Annotated in this window: 19 protein-coding genes, 1 tRNA gene, 1 other RNA gene and 1 other annotated feature; of the genes, 1 reads left to right on the top strand and 20 read right to left on the bottom strand. The window is 27.9% G+C overall.

The features are described 5' to 3' along the window. Window positions 1–73 precede the first annotated feature (73 nt). The 3 genes from P4S50_RS18610 to P4S50_RS18600 form a co-directional block, all read right to left on the bottom strand. Complete coding sequence (locus P4S50_RS18610) at window positions 74–1,327, bottom strand: anti-sigma factor domain-containing protein (RefSeq protein ID WP_277732309.1); 1,254 nt, start codon at window positions 1,325–1,327, stop codon at window positions 74–76. Next, window positions 1,324–2,043: a sigma factor gene (locus P4S50_RS18605; protein WP_277732308.1), complete on the bottom strand. Its 720-nt coding sequence runs from the start codon at window positions 2,041–2,043 to the stop codon at window positions 1,324–1,326. Before P4S50_RS18605 ends, P4S50_RS18610 begins: the two co-directional genes overlap by 4 nt. 294 nt (window positions 2,044–2,337) lie before the next feature. Beyond that, window positions 2,338–2,571 carry a glutaredoxin family protein gene (locus tag P4S50_RS18600; RefSeq protein WP_277732307.1) on the bottom strand — a complete coding sequence of 78 codons (234 nt, stop codon included), beginning with the start codon at window positions 2,569–2,571 and terminating at the stop codon, window positions 2,338–2,340. A 615-nt stretch (window positions 2,572–3,186) separates the two neighbouring features. On the opposite strand from P4S50_RS18600, the gene P4S50_RS18595 reads away from it, so the two are divergent. Then, on the top strand, window positions 3,187–4,299 hold the full coding sequence (locus P4S50_RS18595) for an MGDG synthase family glycosyltransferase (RefSeq protein ID WP_277732306.1): 1,113 nt from the start codon (window positions 3,187–3,189) through the stop codon (window positions 4,297–4,299). Window positions 4,300–4,322: 23 nt separating this feature from the next. On the opposite strand, the gene P4S50_RS18590 is transcribed toward P4S50_RS18595, so the two are convergent. The 17 genes from P4S50_RS18590 to P4S50_RS18510 form a co-directional block, all read right to left on the bottom strand. Then, window positions 4,323–4,574, bottom strand: coding sequence for a hypothetical protein (locus tag P4S50_RS18590; RefSeq protein ID WP_277732305.1), 252 nt, complete (start codon window positions 4,572–4,574; stop codon window positions 4,323–4,325). Window positions 4,575–4,710: 136 nt separating this feature from the next. Beyond that, window positions 4,711–5,310, bottom strand: coding sequence for a recombination mediator RecR (gene recR / locus P4S50_RS18585; RefSeq protein ID WP_277732304.1), 600 nt, complete (start codon window positions 5,308–5,310; stop codon window positions 4,711–4,713). Between the two features lie 11 nt (window positions 5,311–5,321). Further along, window positions 5,322–5,660: a YbaB/EbfC family nucleoid-associated protein gene (locus tag P4S50_RS18580; RefSeq protein ID WP_277732303.1), complete on the bottom strand. Its 339-nt coding sequence runs from the start codon at window positions 5,658–5,660 to the stop codon at window positions 5,322–5,324. Between the two features lie 61 nt (window positions 5,661–5,721). Then, window positions 5,722–7,347, bottom strand: coding sequence for a DNA polymerase III subunit gamma/tau (gene dnaX / locus P4S50_RS18575; protein WP_277732302.1), 1,626 nt, complete (start codon window positions 7,345–7,347; stop codon window positions 5,722–5,724). 220 nt (window positions 7,348–7,567) lie between these two features. Further along, on the bottom strand, window positions 7,568–8,419 hold the full coding sequence (locus P4S50_RS18570; RefSeq protein ID WP_277732301.1) for a hypothetical protein: 852 nt from the start codon (window positions 8,417–8,419) through the stop codon (window positions 7,568–7,570). 259 nt (window positions 8,420–8,678) lie between these two features. Beyond that, window positions 8,679–8,943: signal recognition particle sRNA large type (gene ffs, locus P4S50_RS18565), an RNA gene on the bottom strand. A 28-nt stretch (window positions 8,944–8,971) separates the two neighbouring features. Continuing rightward, a tRNA-Ser gene (locus P4S50_RS18560) sits at window positions 8,972–9,062 on the bottom strand. Continuing rightward, entirely contained in the window at window positions 9,063–9,515 is a 453-nt protein-coding gene (locus tag P4S50_RS18555) for a nucleoside deaminase (protein ID WP_277732300.1), read from the bottom strand. It lies immediately after the preceding tRNA gene. 201 nt (window positions 9,516–9,716) lie between these two features. Beyond that, window positions 9,717–10,991 (bottom strand): serine--tRNA ligase, encoded by a 1,275-nt coding sequence (serS, locus tag P4S50_RS18550; RefSeq protein ID WP_277732299.1) that lies wholly within the window; start codon window positions 10,989–10,991, stop codon window positions 9,717–9,719. A gap of 57 nt (window positions 10,992–11,048) precedes the next feature. After that, window positions 11,049–11,262, bottom strand: a binding site (T-box leader). 83 nt (window positions 11,263–11,345) lie between these two features. Beyond that, window positions 11,346–12,152 carry a M48 family metallopeptidase gene (locus P4S50_RS18545; RefSeq protein WP_277732298.1) on the bottom strand — a complete coding sequence of 269 codons (807 nt, stop codon included), beginning with the start codon at window positions 12,150–12,152 and terminating at the stop codon, window positions 11,346–11,348. 368 nt (window positions 12,153–12,520) lie between these two features. Then, window positions 12,521–13,114, bottom strand: a complete 594-nt coding sequence (rbr, locus tag P4S50_RS18540) for a rubrerythrin (RefSeq protein ID WP_277732297.1) — start codon at window positions 13,112–13,114, stop codon at window positions 12,521–12,523. 81 nt (window positions 13,115–13,195) lie between these two features. Next, on the bottom strand, window positions 13,196–14,023 hold the full coding sequence (locus tag P4S50_RS18535; protein WP_277732296.1) for a mechanosensitive ion channel family protein: 828 nt from the start codon (window positions 14,021–14,023) through the stop codon (window positions 13,196–13,198). 22 nt (window positions 14,024–14,045) lie between these two features. Next, window positions 14,046–16,796: a UPF0182 family membrane protein gene (locus tag P4S50_RS18530; protein ID WP_277732295.1), complete on the bottom strand. Its 2,751-nt coding sequence runs from the start codon at window positions 16,794–16,796 to the stop codon at window positions 14,046–14,048. A gap of 292 nt (window positions 16,797–17,088) precedes the next feature. After that, complete coding sequence (locus tag P4S50_RS18525) at window positions 17,089–18,318, bottom strand: EAL and HDOD domain-containing protein (protein WP_277732294.1); 1,230 nt, start codon at window positions 18,316–18,318, stop codon at window positions 17,089–17,091. A gap of 281 nt (window positions 18,319–18,599) precedes the next feature. Continuing rightward, window positions 18,600–19,226 (bottom strand): HD domain-containing protein, encoded by a 627-nt coding sequence (locus P4S50_RS18520; RefSeq protein WP_277732293.1) that lies wholly within the window; start codon window positions 19,224–19,226, stop codon window positions 18,600–18,602. Window positions 19,227–19,649: 423 nt separating this feature from the next. Next, window positions 19,650–20,069 carry a MaoC family dehydratase gene (locus tag P4S50_RS18515; RefSeq protein WP_277732292.1) on the bottom strand — a complete coding sequence of 140 codons (420 nt, stop codon included), beginning with the start codon at window positions 20,067–20,069 and terminating at the stop codon, window positions 19,650–19,652. Between the two features lie 79 nt (window positions 20,070–20,148). Then, window positions 20,149–21,198: an electron transfer flavoprotein subunit alpha/FixB family protein gene (locus tag P4S50_RS18510; protein ID WP_277732291.1), complete on the bottom strand. Its 1,050-nt coding sequence runs from the start codon at window positions 21,196–21,198 to the stop codon at window positions 20,149–20,151. Window positions 21,199–21,202: the final 4 nt, after the last annotated feature.

Raw genomic sequence — 21,202 nt, 5'->3', positions numbered from 1 at the left:
TAATATATTGCGAGAAAAAACTATTTTTTTGGTACTAAAAAACAGTTGAATAAATTATTCAACTGTTTTTGATTTAATCTTTATGTTTAAGTTTATTATCAGGTTTATACTTTTTAAACTTATCATGGTATTTATCTTTTTTATCCTTATATTTTTCATTGTGACTGTGTTTTATTTTACTTTTTAATTTACCATCATATTCATCTTCGTAGTCATCATCTTTATCCTCTTCGTCATCTTCATCTTTATCTTTTTTGTATCTACCTTTATCCTTTTTGTATCTATCTTTATTTTTATTCTTATCTTTCTCTTTATTTCTGTCGTTATCTTTCTTTTTACTTTTCTCTTTATCTTTATCTTTCTGTTTCTGTTTATTGTCATTGTCATCTTTGAGTTTATCATCATCTTTATTTTTATCTTTATCGTAATTCTTTTTTATTATTTCTGTAGCTTGATTATCTTGTAATTCTTTTGAATCACCTAATTCTTGTGATTGATTTTCAAAATTAGAATCTTCCTTTTCTGTAATAACATTATCTTTTTCAACTTCAATAAAATTGTCTTCTTGTTCAACTTCAATGACATCATTATTTATTTTTCCATTTTCATCAAAAATTTGATACACCTTCATATTTTTTACTTCATATACGCTTGTATCTGCATTTTTTTTCTCTATTTCTTTAAATGCTTCATATTTACCAATAGACATATCATTTTTATGAGCATCTTTCATATTATTTTTGTTTGATTTTAAATATACTATTTTTATATAATTATCCTTTTTATTATTATTTAATTTTACTTGAAGATCCTCTTCTATATTTAATTTATCTTTTACAGTAGAATCTAATATTACATCTGATATTAAAACAGAATTCTTTTGTGAAGATATATAATTTTTTTCCCTTGCATTATTTATGGTTATGTATAATGCATCTTCAATCTTTTTACCTATAACTTCTTTATCTATTATTTTATTAGCTTCTTCGTTTATATCATTTACCTCTATTACTATTCCTTTTTTATTTAATTCAAATTCTATACTTGGATTTATATCTAAACTCACAACAGCTGCCGCAATCATATTTTCATTATTTTTTATATTAAATATATTAATTGACATAAATAAAATAAACACTACAGCTGCTAAAGCAGATATCTTCTTATAATTTATTTTATTTTCATTATAAATATCATCTTTCACAAACATAATCTGATTACCTATATTCATACCATCTTTTTTTATAACTTTTATATACTCCATATCATTACTTAGTACAATAGCAAAATCATCTTCAATCTTTATAATACAACCTTTATATATCATATATTAACACCCCCTTTATCAAATGTAATATAGCTTTTTAACAAATCTGAATCACTCTCTAATATTAGTACAGTTGCAATAATGAACTTTCTGCTTCTTTTTAATATCTTCTGTGTTACATTCAATTCTTTTATTATTTTAGAATTTGGTATTCGCTTTTTCGCCATCAATTCCATCTTTATAGAATTGTTTTCGAATATATACCTTGCTATATTGATAGCATTAATTCTAGTATCCTTATGTTTTGGCGCTTCATCTAACAAATCGTTAAACGTTATATCAAAATCATTCAATTTATTTTCAAAAGTTTTTATCTCTTCTTTTAATATTACATCCTTTACAAAATCTTCTGTTCTTAAATTATTGTGTATATTTTCTTGCTCTTCTTTTGGAAATTGATTTATAGATATTACTTTAGAATCTTTTTTTATTTTTCTCAAATAATCTTTTGTCCTACTAGATATAACAATTTTAGCAAATGATATAAAATTTCCACTTTTAGGGTCATACTTATCTATAGCTTCATTAAAACCTTCTAATCCTACACTATACTCTTCACTGTTTTCAGACTCTATATATCTATTCGTTACACTAGATACTGTTTTTATAATAAACGGGATATATTCTTCTATTATTTTCTCTCTTTCAAGCTTATCTCCCCTTTTTATTTTATCTAATCTCTTGACCAAAGAATTTTTTTTGAAAATTTTCAGCAAATCAGTCAACCTCTTCTACACCTCCTATATAGTAATACGATTTTGTCTATTTTTTTAAGTACACATATAAATCATATATTACTTTAGAAGATAATATCTATAGATTCAGCTGCATGGGTTCAATTACCAATGAATGTATTTCATTATATTCCAAAATATAAGAAATCCACTATCGACACAGTTGCTTAAAAATAATTGTAAGTATCTCTTTCTTAATCAGTCGTCCTCAAAATAAAAATAATATAATTTTCTATAAAATAAAAAAACTGCGATAAATTTATCGCAGTTTTTTTATTAAGATTTTAGCATTTTATCCATTTTATCTTTATCAAATCCTAATACTTCTTCACCTTCTATTAATATAACTGGAACTGACATATATCCCATTTTCATTAATCTTTTTCTAGAGCTAGCATCTTCTGATATATTGTACTCTATATATTCTAAATGATTTTCATTAAAATAATCCTTCGCCATGGAGCAGTATCCACATGTATTACTACTATATAATTCTATTTTTTTATTCATATTATCTTCCTCCTTAAAGCACTATATTGTAAAATAATTATGTCTAATTACCTCTTACTTTATATTATATAGATTTCCTAAAATAAAGTTTTAAAACATTTATTTTTTTATTTTCATTTAAAAATCTTATAATATATTATAAAATAATCTTACGTTATAATTATAATATGCCCATAAAAAACATACTTATATATATTTAAAATATGTTATTTTTTAATTAATAGGAAATTATTACTTTTTATGGTTTTAGTATATACTTTTAAGTAACAGAGTTCGTTCTTACCATTGATTTTAAATTTTTTATATTTCAAATCATAAAACAAATAATTTTAGATTTTAAATATTTATTCAAAAGCTGAAATTCCTAAATCTCTATACTCTTAATTATAAAAATAATAACTCAACACCTTGTGGATTAGCTTAACTAAAAATTCATTTAAAATAAAAAAGTTCTTCTTTAAAAGAATTTTAAATGTAAACTTTTTTGAAACTCATAACGAAATTTATATCTATCCATAATTTAAATATGAATATAATTTCCTATTCGTTATAAAAACTATATGAATTAAGTTTAGCTTTATAATTATTCTATTATTTAACATAGGAGGATTTACTATGAAAAAAGTCTTAATACTTTCTGCTTCTACTGGCGGTGGTCATAATAGGGCGGCAAAAGCAATACAAGAAGAATTATTCACTAAAAATATCGACTGTGAGATAATAGATAGTTTGAAATTTGTAAGCCCTACAATAGATACTATAATATCTAAAGGATATGAAAAATCAGCAATGTATACACCAAAGGCTTATGGTACAATCTATAAAATATCTGATCTTAAGATAAGTAAAAATGAAATAAATAGCAACCTTGTGCTTACATATATGATAAAAAAGTTAAAAAAACTAATAACTAAAATGCAGCCAGATGCAATAATAGGAACACACCCATTTCCTTTAATGGCTGTTAGTAATTTGAAAAAAAACAACATCATAGATATACCTATAATATCTATTCTTACAGATTACACTATCCATTCTACTTGGATTCAAGATGAAGTCGATAGTTACATAGTTGGAGACGAATACGTTAAATACCTTTTAGCAGAAGAAGGAATATCTAAGGATAAAATATACCCATATGGTATACCTATTGAAAAATCTTTCTTATCAAGTGATATAGACGGTATAAAAAAAGAACTTAATCTAAACGATAAGTTTACAGTTTTACTAATGGGAGGAAGTTTTGGTGCAGGTAATATTAAAGAAGCTTTCTTAGACTTATTGAGTATTGATAAAGACTTTCAGATTATAGTTGTTACAGGAAGAAATTCTTCATTAAAAGATAAAATACAAAAAACTTTAGACTCTATAGATACAAATAAAAACGTTGTTATTCTTCCATTTACAAATAAAATGAATGATATTTTATCAGTATCTGATATTTTAATTACAAAGCCTGGAGGCCTTACTACTACCGAAGCTCTATTAAAAGAAATTCCTATGATAATACCTTATTACATTCCTGGTCAGGAAGGCGAAAACCTAGACTTTTTACTGAATAGCGGCGTTGCACTTAAAACAACCGAAAAATATAACTTAAAAATTCTAATAACCCTTTTAATGGAAAATCCAAATAGACTAGATAATTTAAAAAGCAATATAAAAAGTTTGAAAAAATTAAATTCATCAGAAAATATATCCAATTTAATAGTATCAAAAATAAAATAAAGTAGGCATTTAGCCTACTTTATTTAATATCTATTAATATCAGGATCGTAAAAATCCTCCTCATAATCATATTCAAAATTTTTATAGTTATTTTTAAACCCATCGTTTCTTTTATTTTTAGGCTTAGAGTTCTTAGGCCTAACAGTTTTCTTAAGCAAATTTTCTAATTTTTCTTCACATTCATGATCATATTTTTGCTGTCCTTTTAACTTCAAACTTTGTTGTCTCTTCTTTTTCATAGCCTCATGTTCTTGTGAACTCATAAAGACTTTCATAATTACACCTCTACTTTAATTTTAATATAATAATTTATTATTCAATAAATCATATAAAAATTATACATCACACATATATCAATTTCAATAAATCACAAAGTTTTTTATACAAAAAAACCAAGGTATTTAACCTTGGTTATATCTCTCTTCTTCCTTCTAAAGCTTTTGATATAGTTACTTCATCTGCATACTCCAGATCTCCTCCTACAGGAAGACCATGTGCAATTCTAGTAACTTTAATACCTAAAGGCTTTATAAGTCTAGATATATACATAGCAGTAGCTTCTCCTTCTATTGTCGGATTAGTAGCCAGTATAATTTCCTTAACAGTTTCATTATTTAACCTTTGAAGAAGTTCCTTTATTTTTATCATCTCAGGACCTACACCCTCCATTGGAGATATTACTCCATGAAGAACATGGTATTTGCCCATAAATTCTTTAGTTTTTTCCATAGCAGCTACATCTCTTGGATCTTCTACAACACATATAGTATCTTCTGTTCTATTTGGATTAGAGCATATATTACACTTACTAGAATCCGTTATATTACAGCATACAGAACAGTATTTTATCTGTTTTTTAGCATTTATTAATGCTTCAGATAATTTCTCTACATCTATCATATTCATATTTATAACATGAAAAGCTAATCTTTGTGCTGTTTTTTTACCAACACCAGGAAGTTTTGAAAACTCCTCTATAAGGCTTGATATAGGGCCTGAATAAGTTTGCATATTATCACCTACTAAAACATTCCTGGAAGATTAAGTCCACCTGTTACCTTAGACATTTGAGAATTTACCATCTCATCTGCACTTCTTAACGCTTCATTAACAGCAGTTAAAACTAAATCTTGAAGCATTTCTATATCATCAGGATCTACAACTTCTGGCTTTATAGCTATATCTAGTATCTCTTTCTTACCATTAACCTTAACTATAACAGCTCCTCCACCAACAGAAGCCTCAACCTCTTTCTCTTCAAGCTGTCCTTGCATTTTTTCCATATCTCTTTGCATTTTTTGAACTTGTTTTAACATATTATTCATATTTCCACCCATTCCTGGGAATCCTTTTTTAGCCATAATTCATCCTCCTTTAAAAATCACTTTAAACTATATTATAGCATATAATAATTATTATGTTCTACGTTTCTTTTATAGAATCTTTTACTTGTATCATCTCTTTTGGAAATACATTTTCTAATATTTTTATACCTTCATCCTCTTGATCATTTGTTGAATTATTTACCATATTTGATTTTAATTCTATTTTAATATTTATATTTTGGCCTGTTATATTATTTATAACGCTTTTTATATATGATTTTTCTTCATCTCTATTTAATCTATCTTTTATAAATTTAAAGTTATCATCAACTAGCATTATAAGTGTGTTATTTTCCATCTCAAAATCGTTAATTTCTTTTAACATCGCTTGAATAGACATCTGCTTATCATTTTTCATATATTCTAATATCTGCATCCATGAATTTTCAATTTCTAGTACATCTGGATTCTTAGGTTTTTTTGTTTTTTGAACCTGTGGTTCATTTTTAATACTTCTATTTCTAGATATATTATTTTTGTTTTCTATATTATTATCATTTCGAGATATACTTACACCATTTTTTATTACATTTTCTATATTTTGTATTCTATTTATAATAGAATCATCATCTAACTTAAGTACAGGTTGAGATAATTTCATTATAGTTATTTCAAGTGATATTCTTGGATTAGAAGAATACTTTATATTATTTTGAGTTTCAGACAATAAGTTTATTATTTCTATTATACTGTTCAAATCAATGCCATCAGCTTGATTTTTTAATAAATCTATAGTCTCTACTGGCAAATTTATTATTTCATATAATTCATGAGATACTTTACAAACCATTAAGTTTCTAAAATGATCTATCAAATCAGTTAAAAAATGCTTTATATCTTTACCGCAAATTATCAATTCATTTAATAATTCAAGTGCCTGTTTCGTGTCTTCTTCTATTATGTATTTACTCATATCAAATAAAAAATCTATATTGACAGTTCCAAGAAGATTAACTACATCAGAATATTTAATTTCATCCTCACTATATGATACACACTGATCTAATATACTTAAAGCATCTCTTAATGCGCCTCCTGCATTTCTTGCTATCAAATTCAGAGCCTTTTCCTCTACTTGTATATCCAAATCATCGCATATTTTTTTCATACGCGTAACTATATCATCAACTTTAACTCTTTTAAAATCATATTTTTGACATCTTGATAATATGGTTGCAGGTATTTTATGCGCTTCAGTAGTTGCAAGTATAAATATTATATAATATGGAGGTTCTTCTAATGTCTTTAATAATGCATTAAAGGCTCCTTGAGATAACATATGTACCTCATCTATTATATACACTTTATACTTACCCTTTGTTGGTGGATATTTTACGTTCTCTCTTAACTCTCTTATATCATCTACTCCATTATTGGATGCAGCATCTATTTCAATAACATCCATTATACTGTCATTTAATATACCTTTACAAATTTCACATTCATTGCAAGGCTCATGATCCTCTGGATTAATACAATTAACCGCTCTTGCAAATATCTTAGCAGTAGATGTTTTCCCTGTACCTCTTGTTCCAGAAAACAAATACGCATGAGCTATACTATTGTTATCTATCTGATTTTTTATTGTTTTTGTTATATGTTCTTGACCTATTACATCTTCAAACTTTAACGGCCTATAAACTCTATATAATGCCTTATGCATAAAATCACCTCTATGTATATTCATTCTGTTCTATTATATACTAAAAAAAAAAAGACTTCTATGGGGGGAGAAGCCTTTTAAATAGGGGAGAAATTGAAAATATATTTAATTTTCTTTTATATTATTATCATATTTGAGATTTATATACATGAAATATAAATTTTTATTATATATTTCAAAAACAAAACCCCTTGCTATCTAGCAAAGAGTTTAAATGTAATTACTTAACTAAGTAAGTTGAATAATTAAGTTCTTTTGTATTCCATTTATTATTTTCAAATTTTAATACTGATTCAAGATAAGAAATCGTATCTGCATTACAAGTTCCCGCTATTCTTTGGTATGTATGAAGTTCATATGATCCATCACAATCATAATCAATAGGTTCCACTTTTGAAAATGCGTTTATCCAAGGTTTTACTTCATCTAATAATTTACCCTTTTTATCATATATATTACTATCTTCATAATATTTCTTGTTAGCACTTAAATCCAATTCTATTTTCTTGTTTAAATCTTTGAATTCAACCTCAGCTTTATATCCATCTACATATTTTCCATCTATTTTAAGTCCTTCGTTATCTTTATCTGTAAATATAACAGATGGTTTATGATCTTTAAAAGTAGCTATCATATGTTCTACTATTCCACCACTTCCTCCTGTAGGTGCACTTACCATTACATCATTTACTTTATCCCCATTAAAGTCTCCTATAAACATCATATCTTCACAATCATATCCACCAAAATATTCATATGTAGCCTTTGTATATTTTTTAGTTTTTCCATCTTGTACTATAATATTTAAATTATCTACAAACATAGCTTCTTTATCTTCTTTATTTCCTACTAATACAATGTTATCCTTAACTTTATCCCCAGTTACATCTTCTAATTTATAGTCAATAACATATGCATCATTTCCCATTTTCATATCTGCAACTGTGAATTTTTCTCCTACTTTAAAAGTATTATTTTCTGCATTTACATTAGTATATCCAATTGTACCTAAAGCCAAAGCTCCTGTTATTAAAAAAGCACTTACCTTTTTTATTGTTGATCTCTTGTTCATATAAATTACCCCTCTCTATATCAATTCTTATTTTATTTTATTACAATAATTGATTTAATTGGTAACAAAAAAGTTACAGTTTATGCGAAGAGTAACAGATATAAAGTTTAATATAAATTTAATTTCTTTCATCCTAAATCCAAGAGTTCTAAGATTGCATCTCAATTAACTTTCATTTTATATATACAATTCATATAATTTTTTTTGCATTAAAAAAGTCTCTATTATAAAATAGAGACTTTATTTTTTATATTAAATGCTGTGCACCATATATTGTGCTAACCTCATAAACGTTACCTAAACAGTTAGCTCAATTTAGGCTACCCTACGGCACATGAAAGTGATCACTTACCGTTGCTTCCTTCCGGACCTGGCGGGATTCATGAGCTTTCATTGCGTAGGACCCAAATATCATCACCACTTATCTAGGGCAGCTCTACAAGTATTAGCCCTCCATATGGAGTTCAACCCTGCTATAGCGGATTGCAGGTTACAAGGCGCCGCTACCTCCCCGTCTAGCACAGCAAACTTTAAAATCATTTTTAATTTTTCTGGCGGAGAAAGCGGGATTCGAACCCGCGATACAGTTTCCCGTATACACGCTTTCCAGGCGTGCTCCTTAAGCCAACTCGGACATCTCTCCTTAGCGCTTTCTTAGTTTCCTAAAAAAATTCTTTACAATAGAAGATGTTGCTTCTTCTAATACTCCAAATGATATATCTATATCTTTATCTTGTAAGAAATCTTGCTTTAATTTGAGCTTATATTCAGAATCTGAAGTCTTAGTATTTTTAGTTCCAATTACTAATGTTTTTATTCTCGATTCACTTATAGCTCCCAAACACATAATACACGGCTCCATAGTCACGTATAATTTACATCCTATAAGCCTCCACCCTCCTAAAACTTTTGCAGCCTCTCTTATAGCGAGTATCTCTGCATGAGCTGTTGGGTCCTTAATTGTTTCTCTTAAGTTATGTGCTCTTGCTATTATTTTGTTATCTTTAACTATAATAGCTCCTATGGGAATTTCTTCTTTTAAATAAGCTTTATGAGCTTCTTTCAAAGCTTCTTTCATGTAAAAAGAATCTTCCATATTTCCTCCTAAGCTTATATTATACCTATAGGATTTGGATTTAATATTTTTTATTATTGAAGTTGACAAGTTCTATAATATCATATCTATCATATTTTTTCAACTTTTATTGTTATGTTATAAATGTATATTATGTTATTTTTAAACATTTTATTCATAATATAGGGTTTGATTTTCAAACCCTATATTATTTATATTGTATTACTTAGTTATTTTTTCTACTCCACCCATATATCCTCTTAAAACTTCTGGTACTACTACTGAACCATCAGCTTGTTGATAGTTTTCAAGTACTGCAGCAAGAGCTCTTCCTATTGCAACACCTGATCCATTAAGTGTATGAACATATTCTGCTTTAGCTTTCTTGTCTCTCTTGAATCTTATTCCAGCTCTTCTAGCTTGGAAATCTTCAAAGTTTGAACAAGAAGATATTTCTACATATCTATTATAACTTGGCATCCAAACTTCTATATCATATTTAAATGCAGCTGTAAATCCTAAATCTCCTGTACATATCTTAACTACTCTATAAGGAAGTCCTAATAATTGAAGAACCTTTTCTGCATTATTTGTAAGTGTCTCAAGTGTTTCATAAGAATCTTCAGGCTTTACAAAGTGAACTAACTCAACTTTATTAAATTGATGTTGTCTTACAAGACCTCTTGTATCTCTTCCAGCAGATCCTGCTTCTGATCTAAAGCATGGTGTATAAGCACAGTATCTTATAGGAAGAGTTTCTCCCTCTATTATTTGATTTCTATGAATATTTGTAACAGGTACTTCTGCTGTAGGAACTAAGAAATATTCTTTTCCCTCTAACTTAAACATATCTTCTTCAAACTTTGGAAGTTGTCCTGTTCCAACAAAACTATCTCTGTTAGCCATGAAAGGAGGTAGTACTTCACTATATCCAGCATCTGTATGAGTATCTAAGAAAAAGTTTATTAAAGATCTTTCAAGTCTAGCTCCTAAGTTTTTGTATAATGTGAATCTTGATCCTGTTATTTTCGCTGCAGTTTCGAAATCTAATATTTCAAGATCTGTTCCTATATCCCAGTGAGCCTTTGATTCAAAATCAAATTTCGTTGGTTCTCCCCATTTTCTGACTTCTACATTGTCATCATCTGTTGTTCCTTGTGGAACATTTGGGTTAGGTACATTAGGTATTCTCATTAAGTTATATTCTATCTTCTCTTCTACGTCTTTAACTTTTTCATCTAGAACTTTTATTTCATCAGAAAGTCCTTTTAATTTAGCCATTATCTCAGTAGTATCTTTTCCTTCTTTTTTAAGGTTAGGAATTTCTTTTGATGCTACATTTTGCTCGTTCTTCATTTTTTCAACTTCTTGTAAAAGTTCTTTTCTTTGATCATCTAACTCTAATACTAAGTCTAAATCAAAATCTTTTTCTCCACGTCTTCCCATAGCTTTTTTTATTCCGTCTAAATCATTTCTTATTCTTTTTATATCTAACATTATTATTCCTCCTCGTATTTTGTTCTTTTTTTTGTATAAAAAAAGCCCCCGTCCCTATAAAGGGACGAAAGCTTATATCTTCCGCGTTGCCACCCTGATTGGTTAATAAATAACCCTCTCAATGTCTTTAACGACGACCACCGGTTCAAGCCTATTTTATTTCAGCTTGACAGCTCCAGAATGGATTCAAAAGTAACCGACATGAGTTTTCACCAACCACTCACTCTCTGATGACAATTATCTTTTTACTAGTTTCTTTCACAGCTTTTAAAATTATTATAAACTATTTGTTGTTTATTATACTCACTTTATTAAATTATTTCAAGTATAATTTCAAATTTTTTTCAATCTTTTTTAGAATAATCTACCTGGAGTATCTAAATCCATAAGTGCTTTCATCCTTTTTGCAAGAACTGGATGAGATGCTGTTGCATTTGCAAACCATTGAAATATTCCCTTTTGATATTGACCCTGTTTAACCACTTCCTCAACATCTACATTCTTGTACATATGCTTTCCAGCCGCAAGTAATACTAATGATTTTCTTCCTTGAGGACAAAGATAACTAGCATGTCTGTCACATGTATATTCTCTTGCTCGTGATAAAGTAGCTCCTACTATGGGAATCAAATTACTAGCAAAAGTTAATAGTATATATTTAAGCTTCGTATGTCCCATTTTTATATGACCCATCTCATGCCCTATAACAAAAGATAGAGCATCTAAATCCTTGTGTTCTCTATAAGCAATTTCAAATATATCTATGTTTATTTGAATATAATCCCTACTGAAAAAAGTAGCTGCAAAAGCATTTAAAACTCCGCCTTGTTGAACTACATATACTTCAGGAATCTTCTTCATTTCAAGCTTTTGAGCAAAATCTTCAATAATTTCATAAACCTCTGGAAATTGTCTTTTAGACAGCTTTATAGAGTTTACTTGAGTTTTTGCATACATTTTTCCCAATTGATATATAACTACAAATATAATTGCAAATCCACCCATTATAGTCTGCATTTCTTCTTTATCTACAAGACCTAGTATAATAGCCATAATACTCCCTATAACGCCTACTATAGTTATTAATACACATAATCTATATAATATTTTTTCTTTAGGATGAACTAAATCTTTCATCTGTAAACTTATTTCTTCTTCCATTTCATATGCCCCCTTATCTGATTTGTTTTAATTATATTGTGTGTTTCTTAATCAAGCATTAAGCTAATCTTAAATGTTACTTAAATTTAATTTCTTTAGATTTTTTCTTTAATCTATCCAAACAATAAATATATACATAAAAAAATCACACGTATTGAAATGTTAGCTAATTTTGGTTAACCTTTTACTATAAAACTTAGATTATGACGTTTAAATATCCGTTAATAAACTTCTTTGTCTGACCCTAAGGGAGTTTAAGAAGTTTTAGGTTATTTAATAAGTTATAATCTTTAGTTTTATTAAAAGGTTAATTAAGTAGCGTTATTTCAATGCGTGTGATTTTTCGCTTAAGTTATATATCTAAAAATTTAGTAATTCTCACAATGTATTTCGAAGTATCCTTGACCTACCTTACAAACAGGACATACATTAGGAGCCGCGTCTCCTTGATGTACATATCCGCATACTCTACACTTCCAAAGTACCTTTTCTTTCTTTTTAAAAACTTCATTATCTCTAACATTCTCAGCAAGTTTTAAATATCTTTCCTCATGCTTTTTCTCAACTTTAGCTATCATATTAAATGAAGCTGCAATAGCACTAAACCCTTCTTCTTTTGCTGTTTGAGCAAAATGAGGATATAGTTTATCCCATTCTTCATTTTCTCCCATGGCAGCATATTTAAGATTTTCCAAAGTAGTATCTTGTCCAATAGGATATGTAGCAGCAACATCTACAGGCACAGGAAATTCTTCTCCCTCTAACCCCTCTTTTATATGATCAAAGAATATTTCCGCATGTATTTTTTCATTATCTGCAGTCTCTAAAAACAATTCTGATATCTGATCATATCCCTCTTCCATAGCTATCTCAGAATAAAATGTATATCTATTTCTAGCTTGAGATTCTCCTACAAAAGCCTTCATCAAGTTTTCTAACGTTTTAGTTCCTTTTAATTTCATAAAAAAATGCCTCCTCTTAATTTAAACTTCTATACAAATTAAGTGTAGGCATTTTCTATATTTTTTATTCTATTTTATGGTTTATTTTTCCGCTTTAAGCTGCTTATGGTACACAACACTCTGAGGATATGGTATTTCAATTCCATGTTTATCGAACTCGTACTTTATTTTTTCCATTAAAGCATAATACTCATCCCAATAATCAGACGTTTTAACCCAAGGTCTTGCTGCTATATTTATAGAGCTATCTGCAAGTTCTTGAACTCCAATTATAGGTTGTGGATCTTTTAAAATTTTCTCATCTTCATCAAATACTTTTTTAATAATATTTTTTGCAGTTCTTATATCACTATCATAAGATATTCCAAATATAAAATCTATTCTTCTTCTATCTTGTAGTGTAAAGTTTGTGATATTATCTGATGTTAATTTAGAATTTGGAACTATTATTGTTTTATTATCAGGAGTTTTTAGTATTGTATTGAATATTTGTATTTCCTCAACACTTCCCTCTGTAGATGCTCCTTGTATATAATCACCTGTTCTAAACGGCTTAAATATAAGTATCAATATTCCAGATGCAAAATTTGATAGAGTGCCCTGAAATGCAAGGCCAACAGCAAATCCCGATGCTCCTAGAACAGCTACAAACGAAGTTGTAGACATTCCTAGATTATTAAGTGCTGATACACTAACAAATACTACACACAGTACATACACAAGCTGTGATACAAATGATATCAATGATTTATCTACATTAGATTTCTTTAAAAACCTGGTAGTTATGCTCTTTACTTTTTTTGAAAAGAACATCCCAATTACTACTATAAGTATTGATCCTAAAATGTTCATACCATATTTAGCTATATCTACTTGAGCGTCTTGTAACATCTTAAATGTCTTATCCATATTTAATCTCCTTAAATTTATATTACTTTGCTAGCTTATTTAATACATCTCCAAGTTCCTTTAGATATCTTCCATAAGCCTCAAAATCTCCATCTTTTAAACTACTTCCAGCTTTGTTGTATAAATCATTAGCCTTTTTGATCAACTGATTTTTATCTAAGTCAACGTTAGATTCATCTGGTGTTTCGTCTATTATAACATTTTGGTTATCTGATTTGAACATGGTATTTAATGCCTGTTCTAGAGTATCCTTCATAACAACCTTGTCTTTATAAGCTACAAATATCTTTTCTACTGCTGGTATACTGTTTTGTGAATCAGATTTAATATATAAAGGTTCAACATATAGTATAGAATTTTCAATAGGTATAGTTAGAAGTGTTCCTCTTATAACAGTAGAACCACCTGTATTCCATTGAGTTAAATCCTTAGATATTTCAGGATCTTTATCAATTTTTGCCTCTATTTGCTCTGGACCTAATATATTTTTGTCCTTAGGGAATTTATACACTATAAGCTGACCGTACTTATCCTCATCATTTCTCGCTACAAATAATGCAGTCATATTTTGTTTTCTTTGTGGAGTATATGGTATAGTAAGTAAAAACTCAGCCTCATCCTCATTAGGCAATTTGAAAGTTATATAGTTTGATTCTATATCTAAAGATTCACCTTCTTCTTGACTTTGAGTATTTTTAGATTTCTTAGCTACTTCCCACTTATCTTCCTTGTTATAAAACACCTCAGTATCTTTCATATGATAAGTTTCATATATCTTAGCTTGTATATCAAATATAGTTTGAGGATATCTTATATGACTCTTAATACCTTCTGGCATATCATCCATAGATTTAAATAAATCTGGGAATATCTTAGCATAAGTATTTATCATAGGATCATTTTTATCAGCTATATAAAAATCTGTAGTTCCATCATAAGCATCTATAACAACTTTAAATGAGTTTCTTATATAGTTTATACGGTTGTCTGAATATGGTTGAGAGTATGGATATTTAGATGTATACGTATATCCATCTATCATCCAGTACATCTTTCCTTCAGATACCACTAAATATGGATCATCATCAAATGATAAAAACGGAGCTATCTTTTTAACTCTTTTTTCTATATTTCTATTAAGTATTATCTTACTGTTAGAATCTATACTTGAAGCAACTAAGAATTTCAAACTTCCTTGATCTATACTGTATAATATTCTATTAAATAGAGTAAGATTTATACCTGCTTTTCCTTTATATTCAGAAAAAGCATTAGTTTCTCCTTTAGGATAATCAAATTCCTTTTCTGAAGTATTTGTAACTATATAATCATTAGTAAGCTCTCCAAAGTATATCTCTGGTCTTTCAACATTTAATCCTTCTACTAAAGACACAGGAGGTATATCCTTTATAATCATCTTTGGCTCTCCACCAGGTGTTATTTCATTTACTGGCGACATAGTAAGTCCATATCCATGTGTATACTTTATATGTTTATTAAGCCATGTCTGCGCTTGCTCATCTAATCTATCTTGATTTATCTCTCTAGCAGACAAAAACACTTGATTCAACTTACCATCAATCATGTATCTATCAATATCTACATCATTAAAGTTATAATACGGTCTTAATGTTTGAAGCTGATTATAGGTTTCTTTAGTCGGTCTATAATCATTTATACTTATATTACTTAATGTCTGTTCATTTTTTAATATATCTTCTATAGTTATATTTTGTTCTGCTAAGAAGTTTTCTTCTTTTACTTCTTTTAGATTATATGCGTTTTTAGTGTAATCTATATTGTACTCTAAGAATTTCTTTTCTTTTGCTATCTCATTTGGAGATACTATGAAGTTTTGAACTCCAGTTTGTACTATAGTTGAACCTATACTTATAACAATTAACAGGATAGGTCCTATAAGTAGTGTTCTTAATCTTCTCTTCTTATAAGCTACTACAACAAATATAGCTGATACCAACGATATTATCGCAGACAACCTATATACCCATAGATTTATATTAACATCTGTATAACTCGCTCCATAGGCAACTCCTCTTGGAGAATAAAGCAGTTCAAATGATCCCAAATAACTTTTAATAGCTAGTATTATAAAGAATACAACTCCTATGACTGCTATTTGATTTAATGCAAGATTTACAACATTCTTTAATGTATCCCCTATATTGGACATATCATTTAAATTTCTAACATTGTCATCAAATTTATTTAGTTTCTTAAAAGATGCTAACATTAGATAATATAAAATAGTTATTATAAATAAAAATACTAATAATCCTACCAGTATATTTAGTATCTGATTTATTAACGGTAGCTTAAATACATAAAATGAGACATCATGGTTGAATATAGGATCTTTTATGTTAAATGACGTTGCATTTTTAAATTGAAGTATTTCCATCCATAAGTTTGATGATATTTTTAAACTGAAAAGTAAAGATATAATAATCGTTCCTAATAAAGTTATGATCTTTATAGGCTTTTCCTCTTCTTTAGAAGTTATTACATTCATATGTAGATAATAACTTTTCTTTATTCCTATTAAATATATATATATCAGTACTGCTAGTATTAAAAATATAGGAACCGCTATATATAATTTTGCAAATATCTGTTTTATGAAAGTAGATGTATACCCCACTTCTTTAAACCAGTTGTAATCTGATAGAAAAGTAATTATTTGAGAAAAAAATCCAACCACTGTAACTATCACTACGACAAGTAATGCTGTAAGTATGTTTTTAGATTTACTCACGTATATCCCCCTTCCAAATTTTAATTCTAATATTAAGTTTTTCTTTATGTTCTAAATATTTCATATATTAAATTTTATTACTAGTATACCAAAAAATATATTTATTATATACGTGATTTTAATATATAATAAATATATTTTTCGACTTGTCGATTTTCTCAGTGTTGTTCTTAGATGAATTAGGTTTGAATTTATCATAAAAATAAAAGATTGCAATTTAAAAATCATATTTTGTAATTTCCTGGGAAATTTCAGGTTGTATATTTCTATTTTCTTTATACCAATAAGATTACTAATAAAAATCATTTTTTAATTCTTCAAACATCTTGTCTGCCCATTTAACAGAAGCAAGATAGTGACTAGAAAGAAGTTTAATATTATAATTTATATTAGAGGCTGACTTACGTATATCATCAAATACACCTCGTTCATAAGCAAAGCACAGCGCCATAGCATCACTATATATTGTTTGCTGACCTAAAAGTGTTTTTTTCATCTCTTTAGAAATTGGTATAGGTTTTAATGCTTCATCCATATTTGTTTCAAGTACAGTATCTACTATTGAAAGTGTTCCTAATAAAGATAATTCTTCTACATACTCTTTAAGATCAGAATGTATTGCAATTTCTTTTAAAAGATTCGATCTTATCATAGCACACTTTACAGCCTCGCTAGTTTCTTGTTTGCACATATCCTGAACCATGGCTAAAGATAACCATCTTGTAAGTTCATTCACACCAAGTATTGCTATAGCCTGTTGTATTGATGTTATTTCATTTAACAGTCTACCATTTGAATTTACTAACTTTAAAAGTTTATAAGTTAAAGATAGATCAAGTCCTATTATATCTGATAATATTCTAAAGCTTGGTTCTGGTGTATTTAGCTCATTCATAACCCTTACATATTGAAGAGCGCTTTCTGATAATGCTTTTCCTTTTTGAAGTGAAGGTCTTGAAAAATAAAATCCTTGATAATAATCAAATCCAATAGATTTTGCCCATTCAAATTCTTCTTTAGTTTCTACTTTTTCAGCAAGTATTAATTTCCCTGATTTTTTCAATTGTTTTACAAGTGATTCTATTCCTCCTTTAGTGTTCTCCATAAAATCAACTTTAACAATATCACATGATTTAGTAATTTCATTATATTTATAATCTGTTGTATAGTCGTCAATTGCTAATGTATATCCTAATTCATTAAGTCTTTTTATTTTTCTTAATAATTTCTTATCGGGTTCTACAGTTTCTAGGATTTCTATTACTACTTTATCTTTATTTAATAGTTCTGCTATATCTGATTTTATTAGATGACTATCAAAATTAATAAAAACTTTAGATTCTCCTACTAAATTATTAATACCAAAATTAAAATAACTATTTACAAGTAATATAGAGGTTGCAACATTATCCGAAACATTGCCATTGAAAAAATTTCCGTCACCATCTCTATATAATAGCTCATATGCAATTACATTGTATTTATTATCAAAAATTGGTTGCCTTGCAATGTATATATCCATACTTACCTCCAATTATATTCTTATCTTTCAATATTAATATTATTTTTACCCATAATAAGTTATAATTATCTTTTTTAAAAACAATTTTTTATAAAAAAAGCCTCTATTTGTGGTATCTTTGAGTTGACAAAAAAAACACAAAATGAGACTTTCTTTATGAATACTTTATTACAAAAATCACCCAATTACAACAATAAATTTACATTTGATTTTTATATCAAAAACTATCATATTTAATATATATTTTTACTTTATAAAAAAAATAATAATATATATTATTTTTACCTTATTACTTCATCGTATATACTTCCAAATAATTCTTTATCATCTAATATATCTTCAATCTCTTTTTTATTAAATAATTTATATGATTCTTTTAGATGATATTTACAATAGCCGTTCTTTCCATATTTATTAAGTAAATGAGCATATATATCTTCATATATCTCATTATTATTCTTCAATATTTCAGAGTTATAGTTTTTATCAGCATAATTATATGCTCTTTCTATCATTATATCAATGGGGTCTGTTCCATCTGCATCACTCACTATACAACTATATATTGAAGAAGGAGTGTCTTTGGAAGATGTTCTGTGTTCCCTACAACCTATAGCAATTATATCTATATCTTCGTCACTAAAAAATCTTTTAAGATTATTATCTTTTCTTACAAATATCTCCGATTCTATATGATGTTTTTTTCTATCTCCTGAAGCTAGTCCAACATCATGGTAGGCTGCAATAGCGTATACTAAATTTTCATCTATATTATCAAAAAAGCTTGAGAGCTTCATAGATTTTTTTATAACATCTCTTGCATGATGGATATTATGAGCATCATCAAGATGATGATATATAGGCAAAATATTTTCTTCAATATATTTTTTAAGTTCTTTATTTACCATAAATTCCTCCTAAAAACTATGTTAATCTAGTTCTTATACTCAATACTATCATATTTTTTTCAACACAAAAAAGCTAATCCTTAAAATTTATCTTTAAGAACTAGCTTTTTTATGTTGATCCATTATGTGAACTATTCATTCTTTGGTGGACTCACTCCTTTATTTTTAATATTCTTTAATTATTTGTAATTTTATATATCTTTTCAATCACCCCTTATATAAATATTTATCTCCCTATAGTTTAATCTGTTATCTTTGGTGGTATCATCTCCTGTTCTTTATGTATTTGTTAATATTATTATATCATAGTTTTCAGAAAATTCAATTATTTTTTTGAATTTTCTGATTTTTTTCTAATGCCTTATTATATAAAGAAGATACATAATAGGATTATGTATCTTCTTTATTAATATAAGTAATTTATTACTCATGCATCATTACTGCATGTCCTGTTGTTACAAGAACTCCATCTTGGTTTGTAACATCAGTTTGAATCTTTATTCTTTTTCTTTCTTCATCTCTTTCTACTACTTCTCCCGTAACAGTAAGTGTATCTCCTATGAATACTGGTGCTCTAAATTTTAATGTCTGTGATACATATATAGCCCCTATTCCTGGCATTTTTAATCCTACAAGAGAAGATATAAAACTTGCACTAATCACACCATGTGCAATACGTTTTTTAAATCTAGTAGTCTTTGCATACTCTTCATTAACATGAATAGGGTTCACATCTCCACTAACATCTACAAAACTATCAACTGTAGATTGTGTAACCTCTCTTGTAAAAGAATCTTTATATCCTACTTGAAATTTCCCAAAATCACTTTTTTCTATTACCATTTTGATTCCCCCTAATAATATGTATTTTAACTTTAGAAACTATTTTCTAACTAACTTTTTAATTGTTTTAAAATCATTATTATACTAATGCGCACTCAATGTTTTCATCATTATCAAGTTCATTTATAATTTCTGGAATTACATCGAATAAATTAGCTACTATTCCATAGTGAGCAACTTTAAATATAGGTGCTTCAGGATTTTTATTTATAGCTACTATAATATCTGAGTCTTTCACACCTGTTAGATGTTGAATAGCTCCTGAAATACCACAAGCTATATAAAGTCTTGGTCTTACAGTTGTTCCTGTTTGACCTATTTGATGATCATGACCAATCCATCCACTATCTACAGCTGCTCTTGATGCTCCTACTTCTCCGCCAAGTTTTTCAGCAAGTTTTTCAATCAACTCAAATCCTTCTTTTCCAGCTACTCCTCTACCACCAGCTACAATAATTTCTGCATCTGTCAAACTTACATGATTTTTTGCAGACTTTATAACATCAACTACTTTTGCTCTAATATCTTTATCCTCTAATTTAACATATATCTCTTCTATAGTTCCTGTTTTTGATTCATCATAATCAGCCTTTTCCATAACACCCGGTCTTACTGTTGCCATTTGTGGTCTGTTCTTAGGACAAATAATAGTTGCCATTAAGTTACCACCAAAAGCAGGTCTTGTTTGAAGTACTTTTCCATCAGTCTCATCAATTTCTAATTTTGTACAATCTGCTATAAGTCCAGTTCCTACTCTTCCTGCTAATCTAGGTCCCAAATCTCGTCCTATAGTTGTTGCTCCAATTAGTACTGATTCTGGCTTTTTGTCAAAGATAATATCACTAATTACTTTTGTATATGCATCTGTTGTATATACTTTTAATAGTTTATGATCTAAGCTAATAACCTTATCTGCTCCATATTTTATTAACTCTTTAGCACTATCTCCATTATTGTGTCCTAACAGTACAGCTACTAGTTTGTTACCTACTTTCTCAGCTAACTTTTTACCTTCTCCTAATAGTTCAAGACCTATATCTAATACCTTACCTTCTCTTTGTTCTATGATTACCCATATATCTTTATATTCATCTAAATTAATTGGTTGATTTACCTTTGTTCTAGCCATTCTT

The sequence above is a fragment of the Tepidibacter hydrothermalis genome (genome assembly GCF_029542625.1).
GTDB classification, from domain to species: domain Bacteria; phylum Bacillota; class Clostridia; order Peptostreptococcales; family Peptostreptococcaceae; genus Tepidibacter_A; species Tepidibacter_A hydrothermalis.
Note: the sequence above shows the minus strand (reverse complement) of the source record. Positions and strands in the feature narration are given on the sequence as shown.

Excerpts from the sequence above, each read along its gene's own strand:
- P4S50_RS18570 (WP_277732301.1), bottom strand. The coding sequence starts at position 8,419 with ATGAACAAGAGATCAACAATAAAAAAGGTAAGTGCTTTTTTAATAACA.
- P4S50_RS18555 (WP_277732300.1), bottom strand. The coding sequence starts at position 9,515 with ATGGAAGATTCTTTTTACATGAAAGAAGCTTTGAAAGAAGCTCATAAA.
- P4S50_RS18595 (WP_277732306.1), top strand. The coding sequence starts at position 3,187 with ATGAAAAAAGTCTTAATACTTTCTGCTTCTACTGGCGGTGGTCATAAT.
- P4S50_RS18515 (WP_277732292.1), bottom strand. The coding sequence starts at position 20,069 with ATGGTAATAGAAAAAAGTGATTTTGGGAAATTTCAAGTAGGATATAAA.
- P4S50_RS18535 (WP_277732296.1), bottom strand. The coding sequence starts at position 14,023 with ATGGATAAGACATTTAAGATGTTACAAGACGCTCAAGTAGATATAGCT.
- recR (WP_277732304.1), bottom strand. The coding sequence starts at position 5,310 with ATGCAAACTTATTCAGGCCCTATATCAAGCCTTATAGAGGAGTTTTCA.
- P4S50_RS18590 (WP_277732305.1), bottom strand. The coding sequence starts at position 4,574 with ATGAAAGTCTTTATGAGTTCACAAGAACATGAGGCTATGAAAAAGAAG.
- P4S50_RS18600 (WP_277732307.1), bottom strand. The coding sequence starts at position 2,571 with ATGAATAAAAAAATAGAATTATATAGTAGTAATACATGTGGATACTGC.
- P4S50_RS18525 (WP_277732294.1), bottom strand. The coding sequence starts at position 18,318 with ATGGATATATACATTGCAAGGCAACCAATTTTTGATAATAAATACAAT.
- serS (WP_277732299.1), bottom strand. The coding sequence starts at position 10,991 with ATGTTAGATATAAAAAGAATAAGAAATGATTTAGACGGAATAAAAAAA.
- rbr (WP_277732297.1), bottom strand. The coding sequence starts at position 13,114 with ATGAAATTAAAAGGAACTAAAACGTTAGAAAACTTGATGAAGGCTTTT.
- dnaX (WP_277732302.1), bottom strand. The coding sequence starts at position 7,347 with ATGCATAAGGCATTATATAGAGTTTATAGGCCGTTAAAGTTTGAAGAT.
- P4S50_RS18580 (WP_277732303.1), bottom strand. The coding sequence starts at position 5,660 with ATGGCTAAAAAAGGATTCCCAGGAATGGGTGGAAATATGAATAATATG.
- P4S50_RS18510 (WP_277732291.1), bottom strand. The coding sequence starts at position 21,198 with ATGGCTAGAACAAAGGTAAATCAACCAATTAATTTAGATGAATATAAA.
- P4S50_RS18545 (WP_277732298.1), bottom strand. The coding sequence starts at position 12,152 with ATGGAAGAAGAAATAAGTTTACAGATGAAAGATTTAGTTCATCCTAAA.
- P4S50_RS18610 (WP_277732309.1), bottom strand. The coding sequence starts at position 1,327 with ATGATATATAAAGGTTGTATTATAAAGATTGAAGATGATTTTGCTATT.
- P4S50_RS18520 (WP_277732293.1), bottom strand. The coding sequence starts at position 19,226 with ATGGTAAATAAAGAACTTAAAAAATATATTGAAGAAAATATTTTGCCT.